Source organism: Streptococcus sp. KHUD_010, from assembly GCF_040207525.1.
GTDB classification, from domain to species: domain Bacteria; phylum Bacillota; class Bacilli; order Lactobacillales; family Streptococcaceae; genus Streptococcus; species Streptococcus hominis.
The window spans coordinates 1179148-1201067 of sequence record NZ_CP157941.1; the positions used below are offsets into that span (position 1 = coordinate 1179148).

The window sequence follows — 21920 nt, forward strand, 5'->3', positions numbered from 1 at the left end:
ATTGTAAGCTCAATCTTCGACTCTTTTTACATTTATGTTTTTTATAGTTCTGCAAGGATTGCTTTTACAAGTCCTTTAAAGTTTTCCTTGATACGTTCTGTCACTTCTACGACTTCTTCATGGTTTAGCTCGCTTTGAAAACCTGCCGCAAAGTTTGTAATAGCTGAAATTCCCAATACTTTCAAGCCTGAGTGCGCTGCCACAATTACTTCCGGAACAGTTGACATACCAACAGCACTTGCACCTAATGTTTGGAAAGCACGGATTTCAGCTGGTGTTTCATAAGTTGGACCAGTCACACCCAGATAAACTCCTTCTTTCAATTCAATGCCTAATTTTTCTGCTACGGCGTGGGCTTTTTCACGGTAAGCTTTTGTATAAGCATCAGACATATCTGGAAAGCGTGGTCCAAATTCATCCAAATTTGCTCCAATCAAAGGATTTTGTCCCGTCAGATTGATATGGTCTGAAATAGCCATTAACGTCCCTGGACCATATCCAATCCCTCCAGCGGCATTGGTAACAATGACACCTTCACAGCCTAGCGCTTTCATTACACGGACAGGGAAGGTCACCACTTCCATCGGATTGCCTTCGTAAAAATGAAAACGTCCTTGCAAAGCCAGTACTTTCCGACCTGCTAAGTCGCCATAAACCAATTTACCAGCATGCCCCACCACTGTTGAGCGACCCCAATTTGGAATGCCTGCATAGTCAATGCTGACAGCATTTTCAATCTCACCAGCTAATTCTCCCAAACCAGAACCGAGAATCAAACCAAATTCTGGTGCAGTAATTCCTTTGTCTTTTAAAAACTGTGCTGTTTCGTTAATTTTATCCATTAAATTCATATCTTTATCCTTTTTTATCTTTTTTAATTTTCACTCGAAAAATGCTGAATGACACAATTACGTCCCACTCTCAAGAGCATATTCTAATCTTTCTTATTCTTTTTGAACATCAGCATTTAGTGCAACACTAATTCGGACTGAATCCATGACAATGACATAAATATAATAACATGTGACATAAAATTCTATTCTCCTTTTGATTTGGTTGATTTTAAAATTTGCACACCATTTCTTCCAGCAACAATGACCATATCCACCATTTTATTAAAGAGTCCATGTTCTACCACACCGACTACATGATCTAGCTTTTGCCCAAATTCGACTGGATTTTCAATCACGCCTAAGTCAAGATCAATAATGAAATTCTGCATATCCGTGACATAGCGCTTCCCATTTTTTTCACGAAATGACGGTTTATAGCCTGCATATTCAAAACGACGGAAAAGCTGTTCTGCTCCGTATTGTACGACTTCTACCGGTAATTTGAAAGCACCTAGTTTACAAACCATTTTACTTTCATCAACTACCCAAATGTAGGTTTTGGTTGGAGTTGCGACAACTTTTTCCATAAGCAGAGCGCCGCCACCGCCTTTGATACCGTTGAAGTCAGTATCCACCTCATCAGCTCCGTCAACGGTCACGTCTACTTCATCTACTTCATCAATTGATTTCAAAGGAATATCTAAACGCCGAGCTTGTTCACTCGTTGTGCTTGAAGTTGTAACTGCTGTTATTTTCAGTCCTTCTTCCTTGATACGCCGTCCAACTTCTTCCACAAAATAATAGGCAGTCGAACCCGTTCCTAAACCAACTACCATACCGTCTTTCACATATTCTGCAGCTTTGATTCCCGCCATTTTTTTGAGGTTTTCCATTTTTGCTCCTTTATTCAATCTGCTTCTAGTATACCATGATTTGCCAACTTTAGCACCCCAAAAATGAAACCACTTTCTTTTTAAATGATCCTTTTTTACAAATATTCTAAAATCCGAATATTCTATTTTTCTTGATTATAAAACACCAAAAATTCCAAATTTTCTCCGCCATAATTTGATATATCAAACGAGTAACCGAATGATGATTGAACCTTTCTTAAAATTTATTTTATTGTATTAAAGAGAGATGATGAACTTATTTGAACAAAAATAGTATGTAAAAATCTTGCGACTAACCTTGTTTTGCGTTACAATGAATATAGATTGCATAAACACATTATAAGGATTAAATTGATGATAACCAAAGAATTTGATACGATTGCTGCCATTTCCACTCCTCTTGGTGAAGGGGCTATCGGCATTGTTAGACTGAGCGGGACGAATAGCTTTGCCATTGCTCAAAAAATCTTCAAAGGAAAAGATTTAAGTACGGTTGCCAGTCACACACTAAATTATGGGCATATTATTGACCCAGAAAAAAACGAAATTTTAGATGAAGTTATGATTGGAGCTATGCGTTCTCCGAAAACCTTCACACGTGAAGACGTGATTGAGATTAACACCCACGGAGGGATTGCTGTGACCAACGAAATCCTCCAATTAGCTATTCGCGAAGGTGCCAGAATGGCAGAACCTGGTGAATTTACCAAGCGCGCCTTTCTCAATGGACGCATGGATTTGACGCAAGCAGAGGCTATCATGGACATTATTCGGGCAAAAACGGACAAAGCCATGAATATCGCCGTCAAGCAACTGGACGGTTCTCTGTCCGACCTCATCAACAACACCCGTCAGGAAATTCTTAACACACTGGCTCAAGTCGAGGTCAATATTGACTATCCAGAATATGATGACGTTGAGGAAATGACTACCAAACTGTTGCGTGAAAAAACTGCTGAATTTGAAAAACTGCTGACTCAACTTTTAAAAACAGCTCGCCGCAGTAAGATTCTACGCGAAGGAATTTCGACTGCTATTATTGGTCGCCCTAATGTTGGAAAATCTAGTCTCCTTAACAACTTGCTCCGTGAAGATAAGGCTATTGTAACGGACATTGCTGGAACCACTCGCGATGTCATTGAAGAATATGTCAACATCAACGGAGTGCCACTCAAGTTGATTGATACTGCGGGTATTCGTGATACAGATGATATTGTCGAACAAATCGGAGTAGAACGTTCTAAAAAAGCGCTCCAAGACGCTGACCTTGTGCTTCTTGTGCTAAATGCAAGCGAGCCATTGACAGAACAAGACCGCAAACTGTTAGAAATCAGTCAAGACACCAATCGTATCTTGCTGCTCAATAAAACCGACTTAGAAGAAAAGATTGAAGTTGACCAGCTTCCCGATGACTTTATCAAGATTTCTGTTCTCCAAAATCAAAATATTGATAAAATCGAAGAACGAATCAACCAACTTTTCTTTGAAAATGCAGGTATTGTAGAACAAGATGCTACTTATCTCTCTAACGCTCGCCATATTTCTCTGATTGAAAAAGCTGTCGAAAGTCTCCACGCTGTCAATGAGGGACTGGATTTAGGAATGCCTGTTGACTTAGTGCAAGTGGATCTCACCCAAACATGGGAAATCCTTGGTGAAATCACAGGTGACGCCGCTCCTGATGAACTCATTAGCCAACTTTTCAGCCAATTTTGTTTGGGAAAATAAATAGACAAATTCGGTCGAAAACAATCAAATTCTATGATTTCTGAGGTTTTTCCTGTAGAATCATAGAGTTTTTTTGCTGAATACAGCAAAAAGAATTCTTAACGTTTTAAGTAAAAAGAGGTTCATCTGGCTTTAATTTAAAACCAGCTCCATATGGGAAAATTCGATTTTATCACAAACCCACTTGGATGAACTCAGACTACACTATGAACTTTATCAATTCCTGCTTTTTCACTTTCAGGGAAAGCAAACTAATCATTTCTTTGACTTGATGGAGGAGGTTATTTCTGATGTTCACCCAATTTTTCAAACCGTCTTTCGGACTTTCCGGAAGGACAGAGACAAGATTACCAACGCCTTGGAGCTACCTTATTCCAACGCCAAGCTAGAAGCGACTAACAATCTCATCAAGGTCATCAAGCGAAACGCTTTTGGATTCAGGAATTTTGACAACTTTAAGAAACGCATTCTCATCGCTTTGAACATCAAAAGAGAGAGAACGAATCTCGTCCTCTCTAAATCTTAGCTTTTCATCAACCAACTACAGTTGACAAAGAGCCGTGATTTTTTCTGTCTAACTTTTGGGGTGCGGTTCAAGTTTGTTCTCTCTTGATGTTAGATTAGCGCAACCCACTACAATTGACAAAGAGATAATTTTTTAACCAACTATAGAGATTTGTAGGGCTACTTATTACAGCTTTTTACTCACTATGTACTTTAAAAAAATCTTTTGACAAATAGCCTTTCCCAGCCACTATATCATACTGGATTAGCTTCAGATCTTCTGCAATTTGCCTTCCTTCTGCATCCAAATTTTTTTTACCAACACTTGCCTTATGCAAAACTTCTGTTAATAAAGCATAATACGGGGACACTTTTGAATTGGTCTGTTCTAATAATAAAGCTGTGAAATCACTTGAATTTACAATCGGATAGTCCAATTTAGGTGTTTCATAATTACTCCACACAAAATAGTCTGTTAAATATTGACTCTCTGGATTATTTTTGAAAGCTGACTGTGGATAAAGCCCTGGTAAATGATCTCCATAAAAAACAACGGTAATTTTTTTATTTATTTTTGAAAGTTGATCAAGAAAATCCTTTGTGGCTACATCTGTGTGGTATAATAAACGAGTATAGTTAGTTAATTGGTCATTTTCCTCATTAGAAAAATTTGAATTAGAAGCTTCAATATTATTTGGTTCTTCTTCTTTCCAAGGAGAATGATTTTGCATCGTCATAACAGAGAAAAATTGATTTTGGCTATCTTTCATATTATCAAGAATTAATTGATAAGAAGAACTATCACTATAATTTACTCCCTGATAATGAACATCTAGTCCCTTTGTTAATAAACTAACAAATTTAGAATACCCTAGAGACTTATAAATAACATTTCGAGAATAATTTGTTGGAGCAGCCAAGTGAATAGCAATGCGATTCTTGGCTTCAAATTGGTCACTAATGACAGGAAATTTGTTCATTTTAGGAACAACTTCTGTATAAGCAACAGAAATACTAGGTGACAAATTATAGAATGGTAGACCGGTTAGCGATTGAAACTCCATATTTGCTGTTCCACCACCATAGCCATCTGATTTCATTAAACCACTCGTAGTTTGGTTCTTAATGTCTTGAATATTTGAAATAGGATTTTGAGAAAGCTTAACCCCTTCAACACGAGCAGGATCAGAAAAACTTTCACTCAATATGTAAACAACCGTTTGTTCTTCTATCTTATTTGTTCGTTCTGTATTTAAAATTTGAGAAGCTTTTTGATATTTTTGCTCAATTGCTTTAATTTTTTCGGCACTATAACTCTGAGGTTTATACATGGTGCTATCTGACAGTTGCGATAACCAAACAAATGCAAGTGAACGAGAGCGAGCATTTATCGTGTTTCCATACCAATTCAAATCTTCATAATTATTAAGAACAGAAATTATAGGTATGTTTTCTTGAATTTTACCGTCTTTTCTATTTGCAAATATCCCTACAATTGAGGTTAGAAATATTACAGTTAACATCAAAATAGAGAAACGATATTTGTAATTTTGTATGATCTTACTTGCTAATATTTTGTTTCTGAAAAAATAATACAAACTTACTAGTACAAGAAGTCCTAGTAAAAGATACACTATATACGAAAATCCGTTAATGAATTCTAATAGTAGTTTAGGCTCCTTTAACCAAACTATATCACTAGGTAATATCGGTTCTTGGCGGAATTGGAATTTAAGGCTACTTGCTACTGTCACTCCACTAATGACTAATAAGATAAATATTGTAGAAATTAAAAAACGATTAAATATTAGATAGATAATCAAAAAAATAGCAAAGAAAATAATAATTTGAAATGGAGTTGCTCCTGTTGAAAGGCGAAATTCTGCATCCCCTCTTATACTATTTTGTATTGTAAAATTAAAAACAATCGCAAATAATAGACTTAATAAGCTCGCAACTGAAAAACTAGCTTTATTTTTACAAATATCCTTTATTGCTTTTACTGAGAAAAAACTAGGAATGATAAGTAGAATCGTTAAATAAACCAGTAATCCTATTAAAGAGAAAGCGAAGTAATCGGTTATTTGAAATTTATTATTAACAATAAATTTCTTTAAAAAACTAGTCTGCTTAAGAAAGTTTAATGTTTTACTATCTAACAATACGAAATTCAATAATATCTGTGATAAAAAGAATGTTTCTAAAATATCATGATTTTCATTATCAATTCTCAACCTATTGAATTTTATATTATTTAATTTAGGAATATATTTAAAAATAATTGCTATCAACAATGTAGGAATAATAAAAACTAGCGAATTATATTGTAAAAAGTGATTAGCTTTTAAATCACATAAATTATAAGAAGGTACCGTCAAATGCATAGACATTTCTAGCAAGTAAGAAAAAATTAAATAGCCAATATAAATAAATAATATAAAAGCATATAATTTTTTATTTACAAGTTTTGATACAACATATCCTAAAAATATTTCTACTGCTAGTACACATAACAAGCCTAGCGTTAGATATGAATTGATTGTTATATTTTTACTTTCTTCTAATATAAAATTTAAACAAGCCCCTATTACATTAAAAAATAAGAAGCTGATTAACAATATACTAAATTGTCTATAATATTTATTTAAAAATTTCATAACGATTATCTAATAAAACTAATTTAAAAACCTTCACGAAGTAACTTTTCTTTTTAATCTTCTCAGCAAATATTTAACAGCACTACCAGGTCCACGATAGATATATTTCAGAGCGCCTTTAATACCACCAATATTGTCAAAATTTATATAGGTATTTGGTAAGGTATCTGGACGAATATTTAAAACAATATTATCCACAAAAGGAGTGATATAAATCTCATTTTTAGAGATTGCATAGTCATAACGTTGAGACCAAGCTAAATAAACTAAAATTCGTTCAATAGAATGTAGAATGGTATGTTGTGGCAATGGTTCTGCTGGAATATCAGCATCTTGCAAATTCAAATCAAATAAAGGCTTTAAAGCATCATATTTGAACCAAATAAAGGTTCCATAACTCATGATAAATGTATTTAATTGATTGAAATCTATAGATCGTCTAATATTCATTCGTTCCCAGAGTAAATTCATATCATCTGCAAATTTATTCTCATTCCACGGATCAACAATCTTTGTATAACGGAAAAAAGTTGGAATATCAGCAATAACCAAGCCTAACCGTTCATCACTTTCCAAACTAGCCATAATTTTATCCGCCGGTTTGATTAACATATCAAAAAGTTCGTTTCTCCATGAATCTCCTACCCAATGCGGATACTCTGGAGATTTTTTCGTATGAAAATGACCAATATAATCATATTTTGATAGTTCTTTTTTGAGTTTCAACATCGGAATAACATCACGACCGCGATTTCCAGTAATGTAAATTTTGCCTACCTTACCACGTTCTGTTAGAATCTTCTCAATTTCTGCTTTCTTTTTCTCAGAATCTGTTGTCAAAAACAAATCATAATCAAAATGAAAATTTTCAAAAGCCGTTAAAAATGCTTCCAAAAGATCCACATAATAAGTATGGAGATGTACCGCAACTTTCTTTTGATTTGAATACTGAAGTTTATTATCTTTTAATACTTTTCTATCAAGCAAATATGGAGGTGTTGGTAAACTCATATCAGACATGTGAGATAAAATAAATTCTGTCGGATAATCTGATACCTTTTCAATCTCTTGCAATAAGTAAGGGGATAAATGTTGAGTTAAATCAAACGTTTTTATCTTAATAAAAGGAACGTGGTTTTCCAACAAAACATGCGGATAATGAATTGTGAAGTTACTATGGAAGAAGTCATCCTTTAAAGGCACTGTATCCAAAATTGCCTGATATTTAAAACCTGCATCTACAAATTTCTTAGTGTACTGGGTCTCATAATTATCAATAACCTTTTGTACATCTATATAATTTTCAACCGATTGCCAGAAATTTTGAAATACAGTAGACTGAACGAGTCTCTTTTTAAAAGAAATAAAATAAGATTGAAGATGCTCATTAATGAACAGATTTCTTTGTTTTACTTCTTGATGATTTGTCATTCCCCAAAAATCTACTTCTGGATCGGACTCATATCTTTGATAAATAGGTTCCATGTCCCAAAGTGGACCAAAACAGGTATCGTTCATCACGGTAATTGAATCATATCCTTTCAACTTATCAAAACCGACTAAAGCCATGCCATCATGCCAAGCTCCAAAATCATAGCCAGTATTTTCACGTTGAATAAATTCATCAATCAGCTTTTTGTCACGAAGTTTTTCCACTTCAGATAGGCTTAACTGACTATTTGAAATAAAAATAAGTTTTTCAAATAAAGGTCGCATATGTTCAATTTGGTAAAATACATGTCGACTGATATGGGCGTATTTGTTAAAATGAACATAAATTAATAATCGTTTCATTGTCTTCTCCTAAAGAAGTTAATAATTTTAGTCGGAATTATCCAGCGTCGGCTCCCTATAACCGCATTGTGTTCATGAACTAATTCTTGATAATTACATTCTAACTGGTGAATGCGCTCTTCCAAATCCGTAATGTTCTCCAGCAATTTCTGGTTAACTTCATTCGCCTCTGAAAGTTCAGTCAAAACTGAACCTTCTTTCATAGGGTCAAAAATATCTTTCATTTCATACGAAAAAATAAATTCTGAATCCTCAACATCATTAATCTGATAATGAAGCTGAGGATCATTTTTCCCGAAAAGCAATTCATTAGAAAGCAAGAGCCCGTTTGTAAAGGCAACTTTCAACTCTGTTTGGTTATGATAAGTTTTTAGACTAACGTTTTTATAATAATTGGGAACCTCAGATAAATCAATTCTCAATCTAGCCGCTTCATGTGGTATCTGGAAATAAAGCTCATCTGCATACTGTAATGGGAATTTCAGACTATTTGTTTCCGAAAATTCTTCGTCTGCCCCTGCATAAAAAATCGTAATATGCTGCTTCTTTATATTCAGTATGGAATGATTTGGCAACGTTTCTCCTAGCAGGGGGCTAAGAGCTTGTAGTGATTTTTCTGTTCTTGTTGAAAGAGATGCTATATGTGCAAGTAAATTATCATAACACTTATCAAGTGTATAAAGCTGTTTAGCTCTCTCGCTTGCAAGAACTGCATTCCTCTTATTTATATCGAAATTTTCAAGAACATCTGCCATCTTATCAGCCAATGAATCAATATCTCCTAACTGATAGGTTGTACCTACACCAAAATACTCTTTCACTGATTTATAACCATTATTATTTGAAACTATTGTAGGAACTCCTCTTAAAATAGATTCAATAAAAACAAGAGGAAAGGCTTCGGATTTAGAGGTGTACACACAAATATCTGAGTCTGTCACTTCTGTCCATGGTTGATCATTATAACCTAAAAATTGGACATTAGTTAATTCATATTTCTCAATAAAAGCATCGCATTCTTCTTTCGACTCTTTTTGCCAGCCGCCAATAAAAATTAATGGAATATCATAGTGACCCAGTTTTTTATAGGCTTTGAGAAGCTCAATTTGATTTTTATTTTCATTTATGACACCAATTGAAACGATTCTTCTTCGATTGGACTTGCCCAAAACTTCAGATGTAAATTGTGTGTAAGGAATAAATGTTTCTAAATTAGCAGGATTGTTGTTTAGCGCAGCTAATTTTTGGGCTAGATTTCCTCGTACAGAAAAAACTTTATCTGAATTCTCAAAAATAAAATTCATCTTTTTAGTATAATATTGAAATTCTCTCTCTGGAAATTCATGAATAAGCCAAAAATGTGGAATATTCTCACAGGCTGCAGCTACAGCTCCTTGAAAAACATTTGCTGTGTTAGAAATAACTAAATCAATATCTTGCTCAACAATAATATCCCGTATTTCTTTAATATTCTTTTGATAATATATTACCCTTTCTTCCTTAGAAAAGAGACGATCGCCTGGTGCTTCTTCCCACCACCATTTTATCGTAGATAGTGGAAATAAATGAACATTGACATTCGACAGCTTGCTTTCATAACTTGCATGAGTTGGGTGCCCATTTTCAGGATAGACGTTGTAAATATCATAGCCTATTTCAGATAAATAAACCATTAAATTCGTTATTGATTTCTCGGCTCCATTATCTAATGTTCCAGTTGGAGAGATAAATAAAATACGCTTTACCATATTAAGCCCTCGCTTTGTAAAGTTTTATGTGTGCGATTCTTGCCAACTTCCATTTCTAACAAGTAAACCTGTTGCCGAATCTAGTGCTGATTCGTCATCCTCTGGAATATCATTCCGTTCAATAAAGACGATTGGAGCTTTTGAAGATACGGCAAAGGCTAAAACACGTTTGTCAGAATCACGAATGGTTGCTTCCAATCTTAAACGAGCATGATTTAAATAAGGAAGTTTGCATGTATAGATGACTTTCTTTTCTCCTGTTCTACTAATTTTTAAATCCATAGAATTATCATTGTAATAGCCATAATTAGTGTTTATATCAACGAACGACATAGCAATATGAGTCTCAATATCTTGAAGCTGTGTAAAAGTAAATTCAAACTTCAATTCATCGTCTGGTGTTACTTGATTTGGAGATAACAATTTTACTTCAAAGTTTTCAACCAATGCAGCTTGTTTCGTTTTATTCTCTGAAGCAGCAGCTTTTTCTTGTGTTGGTTGAATCGCATTATCAAAGCTATATTGATTCGCAACATCATCCGGATTTCCAATCACCTTAATTAATCCGTCCTCAATCAAAACAGCTTTATTGCAATATTTCTTAACAGCGCCCATGTCGTGCGTAACAAGAATGGTTGTTTTCCCAGATTTTTTTCGTTCTAAGAAATAGTCGTTACATTTTCTCTGGAAAGCTTCATCACCGACTGCAAGAACTTCATCAAGAATGAGAACATCACCTTGTGCTTTAATCGCGACCGAAAACGCCAAACGGACTTGCATTCCGCTTGAATAATTCTTCAATTTTTGATTCATGAATTCATGTAATTCAGCAAAATCAACGATATCATCGTACATGGCATCAATTTCTTCTGTTGTAAAACCAAGCATGGCACCGTTCATATAGACATTTTCACGTCCAGTTAATTCTGGATTAAAGCCGACACCAAGTTCAATAAAAGAAACCATTTTCCCATTGACTGTGACTTTTCCCTTTTCAGGAACATAAATTTGAGAAATAATTTTTAAAAGAGTGGATTTCCCAGAACCATTACGACCCACAATCCCAAAGAAATCACCTTCTTCAACTTCAAAGTTAATATCTTTTAGAACATGCTGTTCCGTATAGCCTTTAATCCCCTTAAAATAATTGACTAAATTGGTACGTAAACTTTGCGTTGCTTCAGTAGGAAGTTTAAAATACTTGCTGACATGATCAACTTTTACTGCAATTTTTTTATCTGACATTATAAAATCTCCGCGAATCTCTTAGCATTTTTGTGGAAAATATAATACCCAATTCCAAAGATAAAGAAAGGAAGAATGTAGGGTACCATAGCAACACCTTTATGACCAATTAAATCCCAGCCACGCATGCTTCCTGAAAAAACAATATAGTGCCGCAAATCTTGAATAATCTGTGCCAAAGGATTTAGCATCATGAGTTTTGCAATTGTTACCTGACCACGTTGCAAAATAAAGGTAAGAGAGTAGATAATAGGTGTCGCATACATTCCTGCTTGCATCACCACTTCCCAAATTGGACCAATATCTCTATATTTAACAAATAACGTTGCCAACACAAAAGCGATTCCTGTTGAAAATAAAATCAATTCAACAAATAATGGAATAACTGTGAGCCAGCCAATGGATACTGCTACTCCATTAACCAAAGCAAAGATGAAAACGACTAATAAATTAATAGAGTAGTTAATTGCTGCACCTACAACTGAAGAAATAACAATAATCTCTTTTGAAAAGTTCAGTTTCCGAAGCAAATCACCACGAGAAACGATAGACATCATTCCCATATTTGTGGCTTCAGAGAAGAAATTCCAAGTTACCATACCGATTAAAAGACCGATAGCATAATGTGGCGTTCCATCATCAAATCTCAAGAAGCGCACAAAAACTAAATACATAATCGTAAATAAGAGCAAGGGCTTCAAAATAGACCATAAATGCCCAATCAAGCTCCCTTGATACCGTAATTTAAAATCTGTTTTAATCATCTCGCGTAAGAGAATCATATTTTTTCGACTAAATAAGTCCATCATTACTCCTTATAAGCAAATTTTGTAAGAATTAGGGTTGTAAAGACAAAAGTGTGGAAGGCACGATTCTTTCGATAACCATATTTTTGAAGACGACGCAAGCGTTCCATAAACGGGAATTCCATGATTGTCACAAAATTTTCAATCAGTTCTTTATTTTGAGCAGTCAGAGGCAAGGCCAATAAATTCCTTGCTTGTTCTTGGCTATCTTGAATCAATTTCCAATATTTTGCGAAGAGAATATGCGGGCGAATCCAATTCTGCATTCTTTTTCTGAGGGTTCTTGCACCTAAAACATTATTGGAATGTTGCCGATATAATTCACTTGGTTGGTCTATATAGACTAAATGACCAAAAGTTGCTGCCAACAAAGCCAAATACCAGTCATGCATGAGAAGGTCATGAACTTCTTGACCTGTCCATAAGTCAGCCAGAGCTTGGTTAATCATCGAAACACCGCCTGTAACAGTATTTTCTGTTAATTCTTGGAGCAGTTCCGTGTTTGCATGGTCAGACTGTGTACGAATCATACTTTCATGTACGACATTTAACTCTTGATCTACAACTTTTAAATCCGTGTACACCAGTAAAGGCTGACTGTCATCGTGCTTAATCGCTTCTTCTAGCTGCATTTCTACTTTTTCAGGCAGCCAGACATCATCCTGGTCGCTAAAAAAGTAAACATCTGATGTTTGATATTTCAAAAGATAAAAGAAACTTTTGATAACACCAAGATTTTCGATGCTATCAGGATTCACAAACTGAATGCGATTATCTTTGTGACAAAAATCTTGAATAATCTCACGCGTCCTGTCTTTAGAACCATCATCTCGGATTAACAGTTGCCAGCCTGTATAGGTCTGCTGCCGAATACTTTCAATCTGTTCTGCTAAAAACCGTTCACCATTGTAGGTGGACATGAGAATGGTCACTTTCATGATAAAAATAATTCCTCGTATTCACCCACAATTTTTTCCCAAGTGTAGTGTTCTTCCATGTTTTCTTTCGCAGCTTGACCTAGATCTGAAAAGTCAGACTGTTTATCCACTTGATGAATTACATCAACTAAGTTGTCTACTTTCTTATCCCAGTAAAGAGCTGTTTCTTTTGCTACTTGTCGGTTAAAGTCCACACCCAGCACTAAATTCAAATCTGTCTGAGCTAGCGCCTCCAGCAGTCCAGGATTGGTGCCGCCGACCTCATGACCATGAATATAAGCAAACGCTTGATTGCGAATATACTTCAATAATTCCTGATCATAAACCGTTCCAACAAACTTAATCCGCTTATCTTGGTCAAAACCTGTTTTATTTCGCAACTCGTCAAAATAAACATTCCCTTGATAATTGCAGACAATCAGTAAATCTCGTTGCGTCTGCGACTTCATAAACTCACGAATGATACTTTCATAGTTATTTTCTGGAACAAAACGCCCAACAATCAAATAATAATTTTTTTCTTTACTTGCCCACGTGTCAAAAAAGTGTCGGACTTTTTCATCCTGAGAAGTTAAAGATGACAAGCGCAAATCGGTTCCATAGGCAATAAAAGTGGTTTTAGCCCACGGATAAGCTTTCTGGATATAGCTTTCAATTCCTTGATTGTCCGAAATCACCAAATCGGCATGCTTGGTCATCACTTTCTCAGAATATTTGAGGTAATTTTGAACGGGCTTAGACCACTTAGCGCGTTTCCACTCAAGTCCATCAGGATTGATATAAAAGAGACCACCAGCATGGTGAATCTTTCGAGCAAAAGGTGCGATAAAAGCTCCGATTGTATTTCCTAGGATATAGAAAATAGGACGCTCAATCTGTTGTTGCTTGACTAATGTAAGTGCGTAGTTGATTGCCATCATATCATAAGCAATAACACGAGCTGGACCAAGTTTTGGTGCTTTAATCGTAAAACAGTCTACGCCTTTGTAATCAAAATGATGATAAGCTTCATCATCTGATAAACAAGCTACATGGTATTGGATTTGAGGAGATATGCGGTTCTCCACTAATTTCTCAACAAAGGTTTCAAATCCACCATATTTAGCAGGAAGGCCACGACTTCCGATGATGAATACATGTTTCATGATTTACCTCAATTCAAGATTTTGCAATCTAATCTATTATATCACTTTATAAATCGTTTGTGTAACATAAAATAGAAAAGCAACCTTTCGGCTGCTTCTACCTTATTTCTTTCCTTGTTTATAAAATTCTTTGAGGGCATCTTGCCAAGTTGGGATGACAAAGCCGGTTGCCTTAGCTTTAGCTAGACTCATGGTAGAGTTGAGTGGTCGCTTCGCTTTCGCTGGAAACTTACTAGAGTCTACTGGCAAAACTTCGACATCTGTATCTTTTAAGATTTCTACTGCAAAGTCATACCAAGTCGTATCTTCTGTGGCATCATTCGACAAGTGATAATAGCCAAATTCTTTTTGGTTTTCTGCTAAGTACGTCATAAATTCAGCCAACGTACGTGTCCAAGTTGGACGACCGTGTTGGTCATTCACAACAGTCAGGATTTTATGTGTTTTCGCTAAATTCTGCATAGTGAAAACAAAGTTCTTTCCATAATTTCCAAAGACCCAAGCTGTGCGGATAATGTAGAAACGGCTAGAATATTTCTCAACCAATTCCTCTCCCATGCGCTTCGTGCGACCATATTCTGTCTGAGGGTCTGGTTGATCATCTACTTCCCATTCCTGCCCAACTGGCTTATCTCCAGCAAAAACATAGTCTGTAGAAATGTAAACAAGTGTTGCACCATGCTTTTCTGCTGCTTTAGCAACATTTTCAGTTCCTGTGACATTGATTGCATAATCCAGTTCTTTACCTTCATCTTCTGCTGCGTCCACAGCTGTATAGGCAGCACAGTGATAGACGAGACTTGGCTTCACTTCTGCAAAAACCTTCTCTACCATTTCGGCATTTGTAATATCCATTTCTGCCACGTCAACTGCCACATACTCTTCATTGCGTTCATCTAAAAGATAACGAAGTTCTGTTCCAAGCTGTCCATTAGCTCCTGTAATTAAAATCATTTGAAATTCCTTTCTGAACAATAAACATTCAACGAATCCATTATATCAAAAAAAGCAGAAAAAATCTGCTTTCTACTCGCTCTTCTCTTTAACCACGTAAATTGGTCTTTTTTTGGTTTCCATGAAAATTTTTCCAATGTATTTACCAAGAATGCCAATTGTCAACAACTGAAAACCACCTAGAAAAAGAATAATCGACACCATAGAAGGCCAGCCAGATGTTGGATCTCCAAAAATCAGCGTACGGATAATGACAATCATGATAAGGAAGAATGCCAATAAACAGGCAACAACACCTCCCAAAAAAGCTATTGTCAAAGGAGCATCTGAAAAATTGACAATCCCTTCTAAAGAATAATTCAATAATTGCCAGAAACTCCAACTGGTTTTTCCTGCGACTCGTTCCACATTCTTATACTCCAAATATTCTGTTTTAAATCCAACCCATGCGAATATTCCCTTGGAAAAACGATTGTACTCAGAAACTTCTAAAATGGCCTCTACCATTTGTCTGCGCATAAGACGAAAATCACGCGCTCCATCTACCATCTCAACTTGGCTAATTTTATTAATCAATTTATAAAACATCTTCGCAAAAAAACTACGAATCAGAGGTTCTCCCTCGCGTGTTGTACGACGCGTTCCTACGCAATCCAAATCTGGATTCGCCTCCAGCATGGACTTCATTGTGAGTAAAAGTTCCGGAGGATCTTGCAAATCCGCATCCATGACAGTCACTAAATCACCAGTTGCATGTTTGAGACCCGCATACAGAGCTGCTTCTTTTCCAAAATTTCTCGAAAAAGAAAGATAACGAACACTATTATTTTTCTGATTGAGTTCTCGTAAAATAGCTAAGGTTCTATCTTTTGAGCCGTCATTGATAAAGATGTATTCAAAATGATCATTTAGCTGAAATTTAATTTTTTCCATTTCCGCATAAAACAACGGAAGCGACTCTTCCTCGTTAAAACAAGGAACGATGATTGAAATTGTCATTTTAGCCTCCTTATGTCATTAAATATATTCTAACATAAAAATAAAAAAGTTAGGAACAAAGCCTAACTTTAAAAGGACTGTTTAAAAATAAATGATTTGCTAACTATTCACAAGCGACCCCGTCTCCATCTCTATCCAATTTACTACTATAACCAGGCTGTCCACGATAAATAGGAGTTACACCGGCTCTTCGGGCAGCTTCACAATTTGGATACATTTCTGGATTAGCTATATTTCCTGAATTAGAAGACGATTGATGAGAAATTGGAGTTCCTAACCCAACAGCATACCAACTAATACCTTCATAACGCCAACCAACGTGAGTTAAATGCACTTTTTCTGCTTCAGATAATGTGTAATGATGACTACCTGCTCTAGCATTTGGATTATAAAGTCTATATAATGGATATTGGCCAGAAGATTTCCATGCCACTCCTTCATATCTCCATCCTGACTTAATAAGGAAATCTCTTTCATTAACATTCAAAGTATAATGATGATCGCCAGCATTAGGATTGTACATTCTATATACATCTTGTCCTTGCAAAGGAGCAATCCAACCACTCCCCTCATAACGCCAGCCCACTTTTGAAAGCATTTCTTTTTCATTCCAATTAGCTGTATAAAAATGTTCGCCACTATTTGGATTATACAGACGGTACATTTCTAAGCCTTCATTGTCAGCGCTAGCCTTTTCAACTCCTAACAGTATCATTAATATCAATAAAACAAAACCGCTCAGTGCTTTTTTCATTTAAAATCATTCCTATCTTTAACTATTAAATTTTAAAACCATAATATTGAAGTACTGTTAATACGACAGACATCATTATAAAGACCAAGGCAATAAATAAAATAAAGGTATCTCTTTTTTCCTCTTCTTCTGGAGAAAGTGTCGGATATACTGGCACAAATAGTTTAATACTATTAAATGTTAAACCTAAAAGTAAAATAACCCCAGTAAAATATCTACCTTGAACACCTTGAATAGCAATTTCATTAACTTTTCCCCACATTAAATAGGCTGTCATCAAAATGCCAAACGTAATTCCAACCCCAACTAAAAAAGTTCCATATTTACTAATTTTAGGTAAAGGATTATATTGAGGTATCATAAATATGACACAACTGATAAATATTAAATAGAACCATAGTAAGTTCCCTAAACCATAGGTTAACCAGCCAAATGTAAACAGGGAAGGGAGTTTATTTGGAATTAAATTCACCCACTCTTGTACAATCATTCTTGAAAATTCATTCATATGTCCTATTGTGTATTTAATCTTTTCAACTGGGTTTACATCAGAAGTTACCTGATTCATATTAATATTACTAGATAAACGCAACCAAAAGAAGCTTAAAATTCCTACTAGCAAAATGAGTCCAGTAATAAATACATAAGTATACCGATCTGGTAATTTCTTTTTTGGTATAAATAATAACAATCCTACCAATAATACATATGGCAATTTCATGGTAGTCATTATTAAACATAATGTTGCAAATAATAGAATATCTAATAAAGAAACCTTATCTTTTTGAACATACTCACAAAACAAAGCAATAATCAAAAAGAGAAACCCATTCACCATACTGTCTGTACTGAAAGAAGATGCTAAATATACACTCATTGGTAGCATCCCTAGACTTGCGAACAATAATTCTTTCCCCTTAGCTTTTTTTATAGCTAACCTAATTAACAACGCATAAGCCAAAAGATTACATAAACGCCCTAAAATGATTGAAGATAGAACACTTAATCCTAAAATCTTAGAGATTGTCAAGCCAAATACTTGGGGTAGATAAGGAATAAACGATGAAGCATTCGTTGCTAAAAATTTAGGATAACGTGCAGTTTTTGACGAGGTCTTAACTTTATCTAACCCAGAATGTATCAACGGTTTTTTAAATACCTTTTCAGCTTCTACAGCATCCTTAGAAACTCTAAACTCTGAAGACTTTTTGGGAAGATAGAGGTGCGCTTCTGATATGTACAAAGCTCTTGAATAATGAGCAGTCTCATCAGGAACATCTAAAACAGGGGTCAAAATAACAAAAAGCCCTCCCGAAAAAAGAATACTCAAAAATACCTTATTATGCAATTTTCCAGATAAACAAATAGTTATGCTAAATACCAAACCTGTTATAAGCAATAAAGTCCTTGGAATGGTAGCCGTTGAACCACCTAAATAAAAATAAGTAAGGAATAGCAGCCCCCATAACCAAAATAAATATTTCCAGCGTTTTGTTATATTCAATACAAAAGAATAAAACCAATCTTTTATATTGAACATAAACGACCAATTAATAGACCTCTTTATCACAATTATCTATTCTCCAATCTTTTTAATAAAATATTAGCGTTTTCTTGCCAACAATAGTAACCCAAACCATTCATTCTTCAACACTTTTAAAAACAATGGTACAACATAAGCTAGTTTAGAGTGAATATTTACTTTTTGTACACCTTGTTTGATATATTTATTTTTTTCCCAGTCTTTTCCAAAATGCTTTTCCATAAAGCGGATAATATCTTTGAAATCTTGCTTCTTCGCTTCTGGATATTTCAATAATCTGTAAGTATGACCAACACACAGATGTTCTAAGGCTAAATATTGTAATTCAGATTTATATTTATCAAAATCATCACCAAATAGAACAAACAGATATTCCAAAGCATCATAGATATCAAAAATGTTCGACTTGCTTGAATTCATGATTGAGCCAGAAGTATCAACTGTGTATCGGTATAAATATTTTTTTATATAAGAAATACTAGTGCATTTTGAAGTCATATAGGGCATTAAGGCAACATCTTCATAAATTTTCCCTTTTGGAAAATAATTGAAATCAAAAAAATGTGACTTGTAAATTCTAGTCCAAGAAGCGTGTTTTGTTAGCATAAATAAACGAATATTATCATCTGAATCTTTACTATCATTAAAGAAAGGATTGACATTTAAATGTTTTATCAATTTCTCATCGCTATCAATTAAATCAAAATCAAAATAAATAGCATCATTTCCTTTTGCTAACAGAAACTCTGTTAAATAATTAGGATATATACAATCATCTGGATCAATAAAAGTAGTATATTCACTATCACAAACTTGATTTAATCCATAGTTTCTTGCATCTGACACTCCTCCATTCTCTTTTGAAAACAGTTCGATAAATGGATATTTTGCAACATATTTCTTAATAATCTCTTCCGAATGGTCCGTACTCCCGTCATTAACACAAATAACGCGGATCGCGCATTTCTCTAGATTGTCTTGATTGACAATACTATCTAAGCATCTTCTTAAATATTTTTCTGTATTATAAACGGGAATAATGACAGTTAAATCATATTTCATTCTTATTTCCTTTTCTTCTCCCAACTACCATATAAATACCAAAAATACCGACCAAATAAGCTATCATAACAATCAAAAAGCCGAGTGACGCCCCCAACATATGATAACGATAAATAAATGGTTCTGTTACCAACTTAGTGATAACTAATAAAACGACATATAAACCTACTAATAAGTGTTGCTTTCGAACAATGGTTAAAATATTTTCAAAAACAATGGCTAAAGCATATAAAACTCCTGCAAAGATTAGAATTGCAAAAGGAAGAGTGTATTGTGATAATGCCACTCCAAATACCAAACTAAGAATTGGCGTACCTATGAAGTAAGCCACTATCGTAACGACTATCCCACCTATAAATAAATAGAACAAGAGCTTTTTCACAATTAGAGAAAATTCTGCATACTTTTCTCGATTCCACAAAATAGCCATTTGGGTTATTAGGGGTCTAACCATTAAAATGATGAGACTCATAAAAAAAACAGGCATAAAAAGAATGTTAAAATCACGTTGCATGCCAGTCTGCAAAATTCCTTGATTTAGGCCTTTTTCAATAATAATTTTAGGTTCATTTAAAATATATAATAAAATAAATCCATTCACAAATAATGGCCAACAAGCCAGAAAAATATCTTTTATATCTTTTTTATAATTGCTAGAGAAGAGTTCTTTCCAATGAATCGTTTCAAAGTACTTAAGAAAACTGGTTTCATAAAAAATGATAACTAAGCCATTCCAAATGACTAATGAAAATAAACCTACAATCACAGACTTGGAAAGCAAAATACTAAGAAACAGGACAACTACACTAGTGGAATAACGGTAAAACATTGTTTTCCCAGCTATATCCATACGTTCTCTTTGTTGAAATAAGCCTTGAAATAAATCAGACACTGCATCCCACATACGATACAAAATCATTAAAAATGTCAGTAAAATCGTTTCAAAAGAATAACGGCCTTCTCCGACAATATATAAATAGGGATACAATGTGACCAACATCGCTAGAATTGTTATCAACCTAGTTTGAAAATATCCTATGAAAGAATGCTTTTGATTTACATCCGTTCCTTGATAATTTCTTACTTGGAAAAGTCCGATAACAATCCAAAGAGTTCCAATGGAGTTAGCCAAGCTAAATTGGTCAGCTACTTTAGCAGAAGTTAATCTTGTTACAATCAGTAAATAAAGAACAGAAACTCCTGAAGCCGCTAAATTCCCCAATAAATTCCAAAAATAAATCTCTTTAGCAGAAGGGTTAGTCTTTATTTTCATCTTTATCCCTCAATGCGATTGTTTGAACTAAATTTTTAAATTTCGTATCTAATTTTGATAATTTAAGAGTGAGTTGGAATTGATTGATGAGCAATAAAAAAATGATAAATAAAAAGATAAAATTGACTGCTGACACAATTCCTAATGCACTTGCAATAGTTTCTGCTAAACTAGGGAAAATGCTAAATACTAATAGAATTAAAGAGAAAAACATCCAAAATATAGCATCGTTGATTTGAACTTGTGATTTTCGAATGCTACGTAAAATAAAGGCACAAGTCATAACAGAGACAAAAATCAATACAATTTGAAACCAAATAGTCATTTAAGTCTACCCTCTCTTTCTGAAATTCTGAATGATCAAAATCGATACAAACATGTGCGTCATATATTGAATAGAGCGAGAAAGTGTCAGATAGCTCTCACCGGCTTGTCTCTCTTCCATTCGCACTTGGGCTTCTGCTACTTTCACACCATGACGAATTAGATATGAAACGGTATCTGGCTCAGGTCCATAATTGATATTGAGAGCAAATTCTTTGATAAGTCCTTCAGAAAACATCCGCATGCCAGAAGTTGGGTCGTTGATTGTCTTTCCTGTGGTTAATTTAATGGCTGCACTAATGAGAATATTCCCCATCATCCGTAGAGACGTTTCGCGCTTTTCCGTCACAAAACGAGATCCGATAACCATTTCATAGCCTTCGTTCATTTTTGCTTCTAAAACTGAGATATACTCAGGCAAATGTTGCCCATCTGCATCAAACTGCACTGCCTTTTTATAGCCTTGCTCATAAGCATATCTAAGTCCTGTTTGAAATGCGCCTGCCAATCCTAAATTGACCGGCAAATCCACAATATTATAACCGTTTGCATGGCAAATGGCTGATGTTCTATCCTTTGATCCGTCATTGATAATCACATAATCATATTGTGAATAATTCCTGATGATATTATCGACAACATTCTCAATAGAGCCTTCTTCATTGTAGGCAGGGATAATAATCAATAAATCCGAAGATTTCACTTAATCTCATTCTCCTT

Annotated in this window: 18 protein-coding genes and 1 pseudogene; 2 read left to right on the plus strand and 17 right to left on the minus strand. The window is 34.7% G+C overall.

What is annotated here, in order from left to right; genetic code table 11:
* Positions 1-41: 41 nt before the first annotated feature.
* Entirely contained in the window at positions 42-851 is an 810-nt protein-coding gene (locus ABKA15_RS05845; protein ID WP_049511975.1) for a purine-nucleoside phosphorylase, read from the minus strand.
* Positions 852-1036: 185 nt separating this feature from the next.
* On the minus strand, positions 1037-1726 hold the full coding sequence (rpiA, locus tag ABKA15_RS05850) for a ribose-5-phosphate isomerase RpiA (protein ID WP_049511972.1): 690 nt from the start codon (positions 1724-1726) through the stop codon (positions 1037-1039).
* Between the two features lie 354 nt (positions 1727-2080).
* On the opposite strand from rpiA, the gene mnmE reads away from it, so the two are divergent.
* Together mnmE and ABKA15_RS05860 are read left to right on the plus strand one after the other, a co-directional pair.
* Positions 2081-3454, plus strand: a complete 1374-nt coding sequence (gene mnmE / locus ABKA15_RS05855; RefSeq protein ID WP_049511970.1) for a tRNA uridine-5-carboxymethylaminomethyl(34) synthesis GTPase MnmE — start codon at positions 2081-2083, stop codon at positions 3452-3454.
* A 166-nt stretch (positions 3455-3620) separates the two neighbouring features.
* Positions 3621-3980 (plus strand): annotated as a pseudogene (locus tag ABKA15_RS05860) (transposase); the annotation flags it as partial.
* 175 nt (positions 3981-4155) lie between these two features.
* Here ABKA15_RS05860 and ABKA15_RS05865 read toward each other — a convergent pair.
* The 15 genes from ABKA15_RS05865 to ABKA15_RS05935 all read right to left on the minus strand — a co-directional run bounded on the left by ABKA15_RS05865 (position 4156) and on the right by ABKA15_RS05935 (position 21903).
* Positions 4156-6615, minus strand: a complete 2460-nt coding sequence (locus tag ABKA15_RS05865) for an alkaline phosphatase family protein (protein ID WP_049513584.1) — start codon at positions 6613-6615, stop codon at positions 4156-4158.
* Positions 6616-6648: 33 nt separating this feature from the next.
* Entirely contained in the window at positions 6649-8409 is a 1761-nt protein-coding gene (locus ABKA15_RS05870) for a rhamnan synthesis F family protein (protein WP_049513585.1), read from the minus strand.
* Positions 8406-10157, minus strand: a complete 1752-nt coding sequence (locus tag ABKA15_RS05875) for a glycosyltransferase family 4 protein (protein ID WP_049513586.1) — start codon at positions 10155-10157, stop codon at positions 8406-8408. The genes ABKA15_RS05870 and ABKA15_RS05875 overlap by 4 nt, the downstream gene beginning before the upstream one ends.
* A 24-nt stretch (positions 10158-10181) precedes the next feature.
* Complete coding sequence (locus ABKA15_RS05880; RefSeq protein ID WP_049513587.1) at positions 10182-11402, minus strand: ABC transporter ATP-binding protein; 1221 nt, start codon at positions 11400-11402, stop codon at positions 10182-10184.
* Positions 11402-12208, minus strand: a complete 807-nt coding sequence (locus ABKA15_RS05885; protein ID WP_003040405.1) for an ABC transporter permease — start codon at positions 12206-12208, stop codon at positions 11402-11404. Before ABKA15_RS05885 ends, ABKA15_RS05880 begins: the two co-directional genes overlap by 1 nt.
* Before the next feature lie 2 nt (positions 12209-12210).
* Positions 12211-13146 (minus strand): glycosyltransferase family 2 protein, encoded by a 936-nt coding sequence (locus ABKA15_RS05890; protein WP_049513588.1) that lies wholly within the window; start codon positions 13144-13146, stop codon positions 12211-12213.
* On the minus strand, positions 13143-14291 hold the full coding sequence (locus ABKA15_RS05895) for a glycosyltransferase family 1 protein (protein WP_049513589.1): 1149 nt from the start codon (positions 14289-14291) through the stop codon (positions 13143-13145). Before ABKA15_RS05895 ends, ABKA15_RS05890 begins: the two co-directional genes overlap by 4 nt.
* Positions 14292-14393: 102 nt before the next feature.
* Positions 14394-15245: a dTDP-4-dehydrorhamnose reductase gene (gene rfbD / locus ABKA15_RS05900; RefSeq protein WP_106388090.1), complete on the minus strand. Its 852-nt coding sequence runs from the start codon at positions 15243-15245 to the stop codon at positions 14394-14396.
* 72 nt (positions 15246-15317) lie between these two features.
* A complete protein-coding gene (locus ABKA15_RS05905; protein ID WP_049513591.1) occupies positions 15318-16244 on the minus strand; it encodes a glycosyltransferase family 2 protein in 927 nt (308 codons plus the stop codon).
* Between the two features lie 103 nt (positions 16245-16347).
* Positions 16348-16998: an excalibur calcium-binding domain-containing protein gene (locus ABKA15_RS05910; RefSeq protein ID WP_049513592.1), complete on the minus strand. Its 651-nt coding sequence runs from the start codon at positions 16996-16998 to the stop codon at positions 16348-16350.
* Positions 16999-17023: 25 nt separating this feature from the next.
* Positions 17024-18538: a DUF2142 domain-containing protein gene (locus ABKA15_RS05915; protein ID WP_225620210.1), complete on the minus strand. Its 1515-nt coding sequence runs from the start codon at positions 18536-18538 to the stop codon at positions 17024-17026.
* Positions 18539-18601: 63 nt separating this feature from the next.
* Positions 18602-19603: a glycosyltransferase gene (locus ABKA15_RS05920; protein WP_049513594.1), complete on the minus strand. Its 1002-nt coding sequence runs from the start codon at positions 19601-19603 to the stop codon at positions 18602-18604.
* Positions 19593-20876 (minus strand): polysaccharide biosynthesis protein, encoded by a 1284-nt coding sequence (locus tag ABKA15_RS05925; RefSeq protein ID WP_049513595.1) that lies wholly within the window; start codon positions 20874-20876, stop codon positions 19593-19595. The genes ABKA15_RS05920 and ABKA15_RS05925 overlap by 11 nt, the downstream gene beginning before the upstream one ends.
* Entirely contained in the window at positions 20860-21201 is a 342-nt protein-coding gene (locus ABKA15_RS05930; RefSeq protein WP_049513596.1) for a DUF2304 domain-containing protein, read from the minus strand. Before ABKA15_RS05930 ends, ABKA15_RS05925 begins: the two co-directional genes overlap by 17 nt.
* Positions 21202-21207: 6 nt before the next feature.
* Positions 21208-21903 carry a glycosyltransferase family 2 protein gene (locus ABKA15_RS05935; protein ID WP_049508104.1) on the minus strand — a complete coding sequence of 232 codons (696 nt, stop codon included), beginning with the start codon at positions 21901-21903 and terminating at the stop codon, positions 21208-21210.
* Positions 21904-21920: the final 17 nt, after the last annotated feature.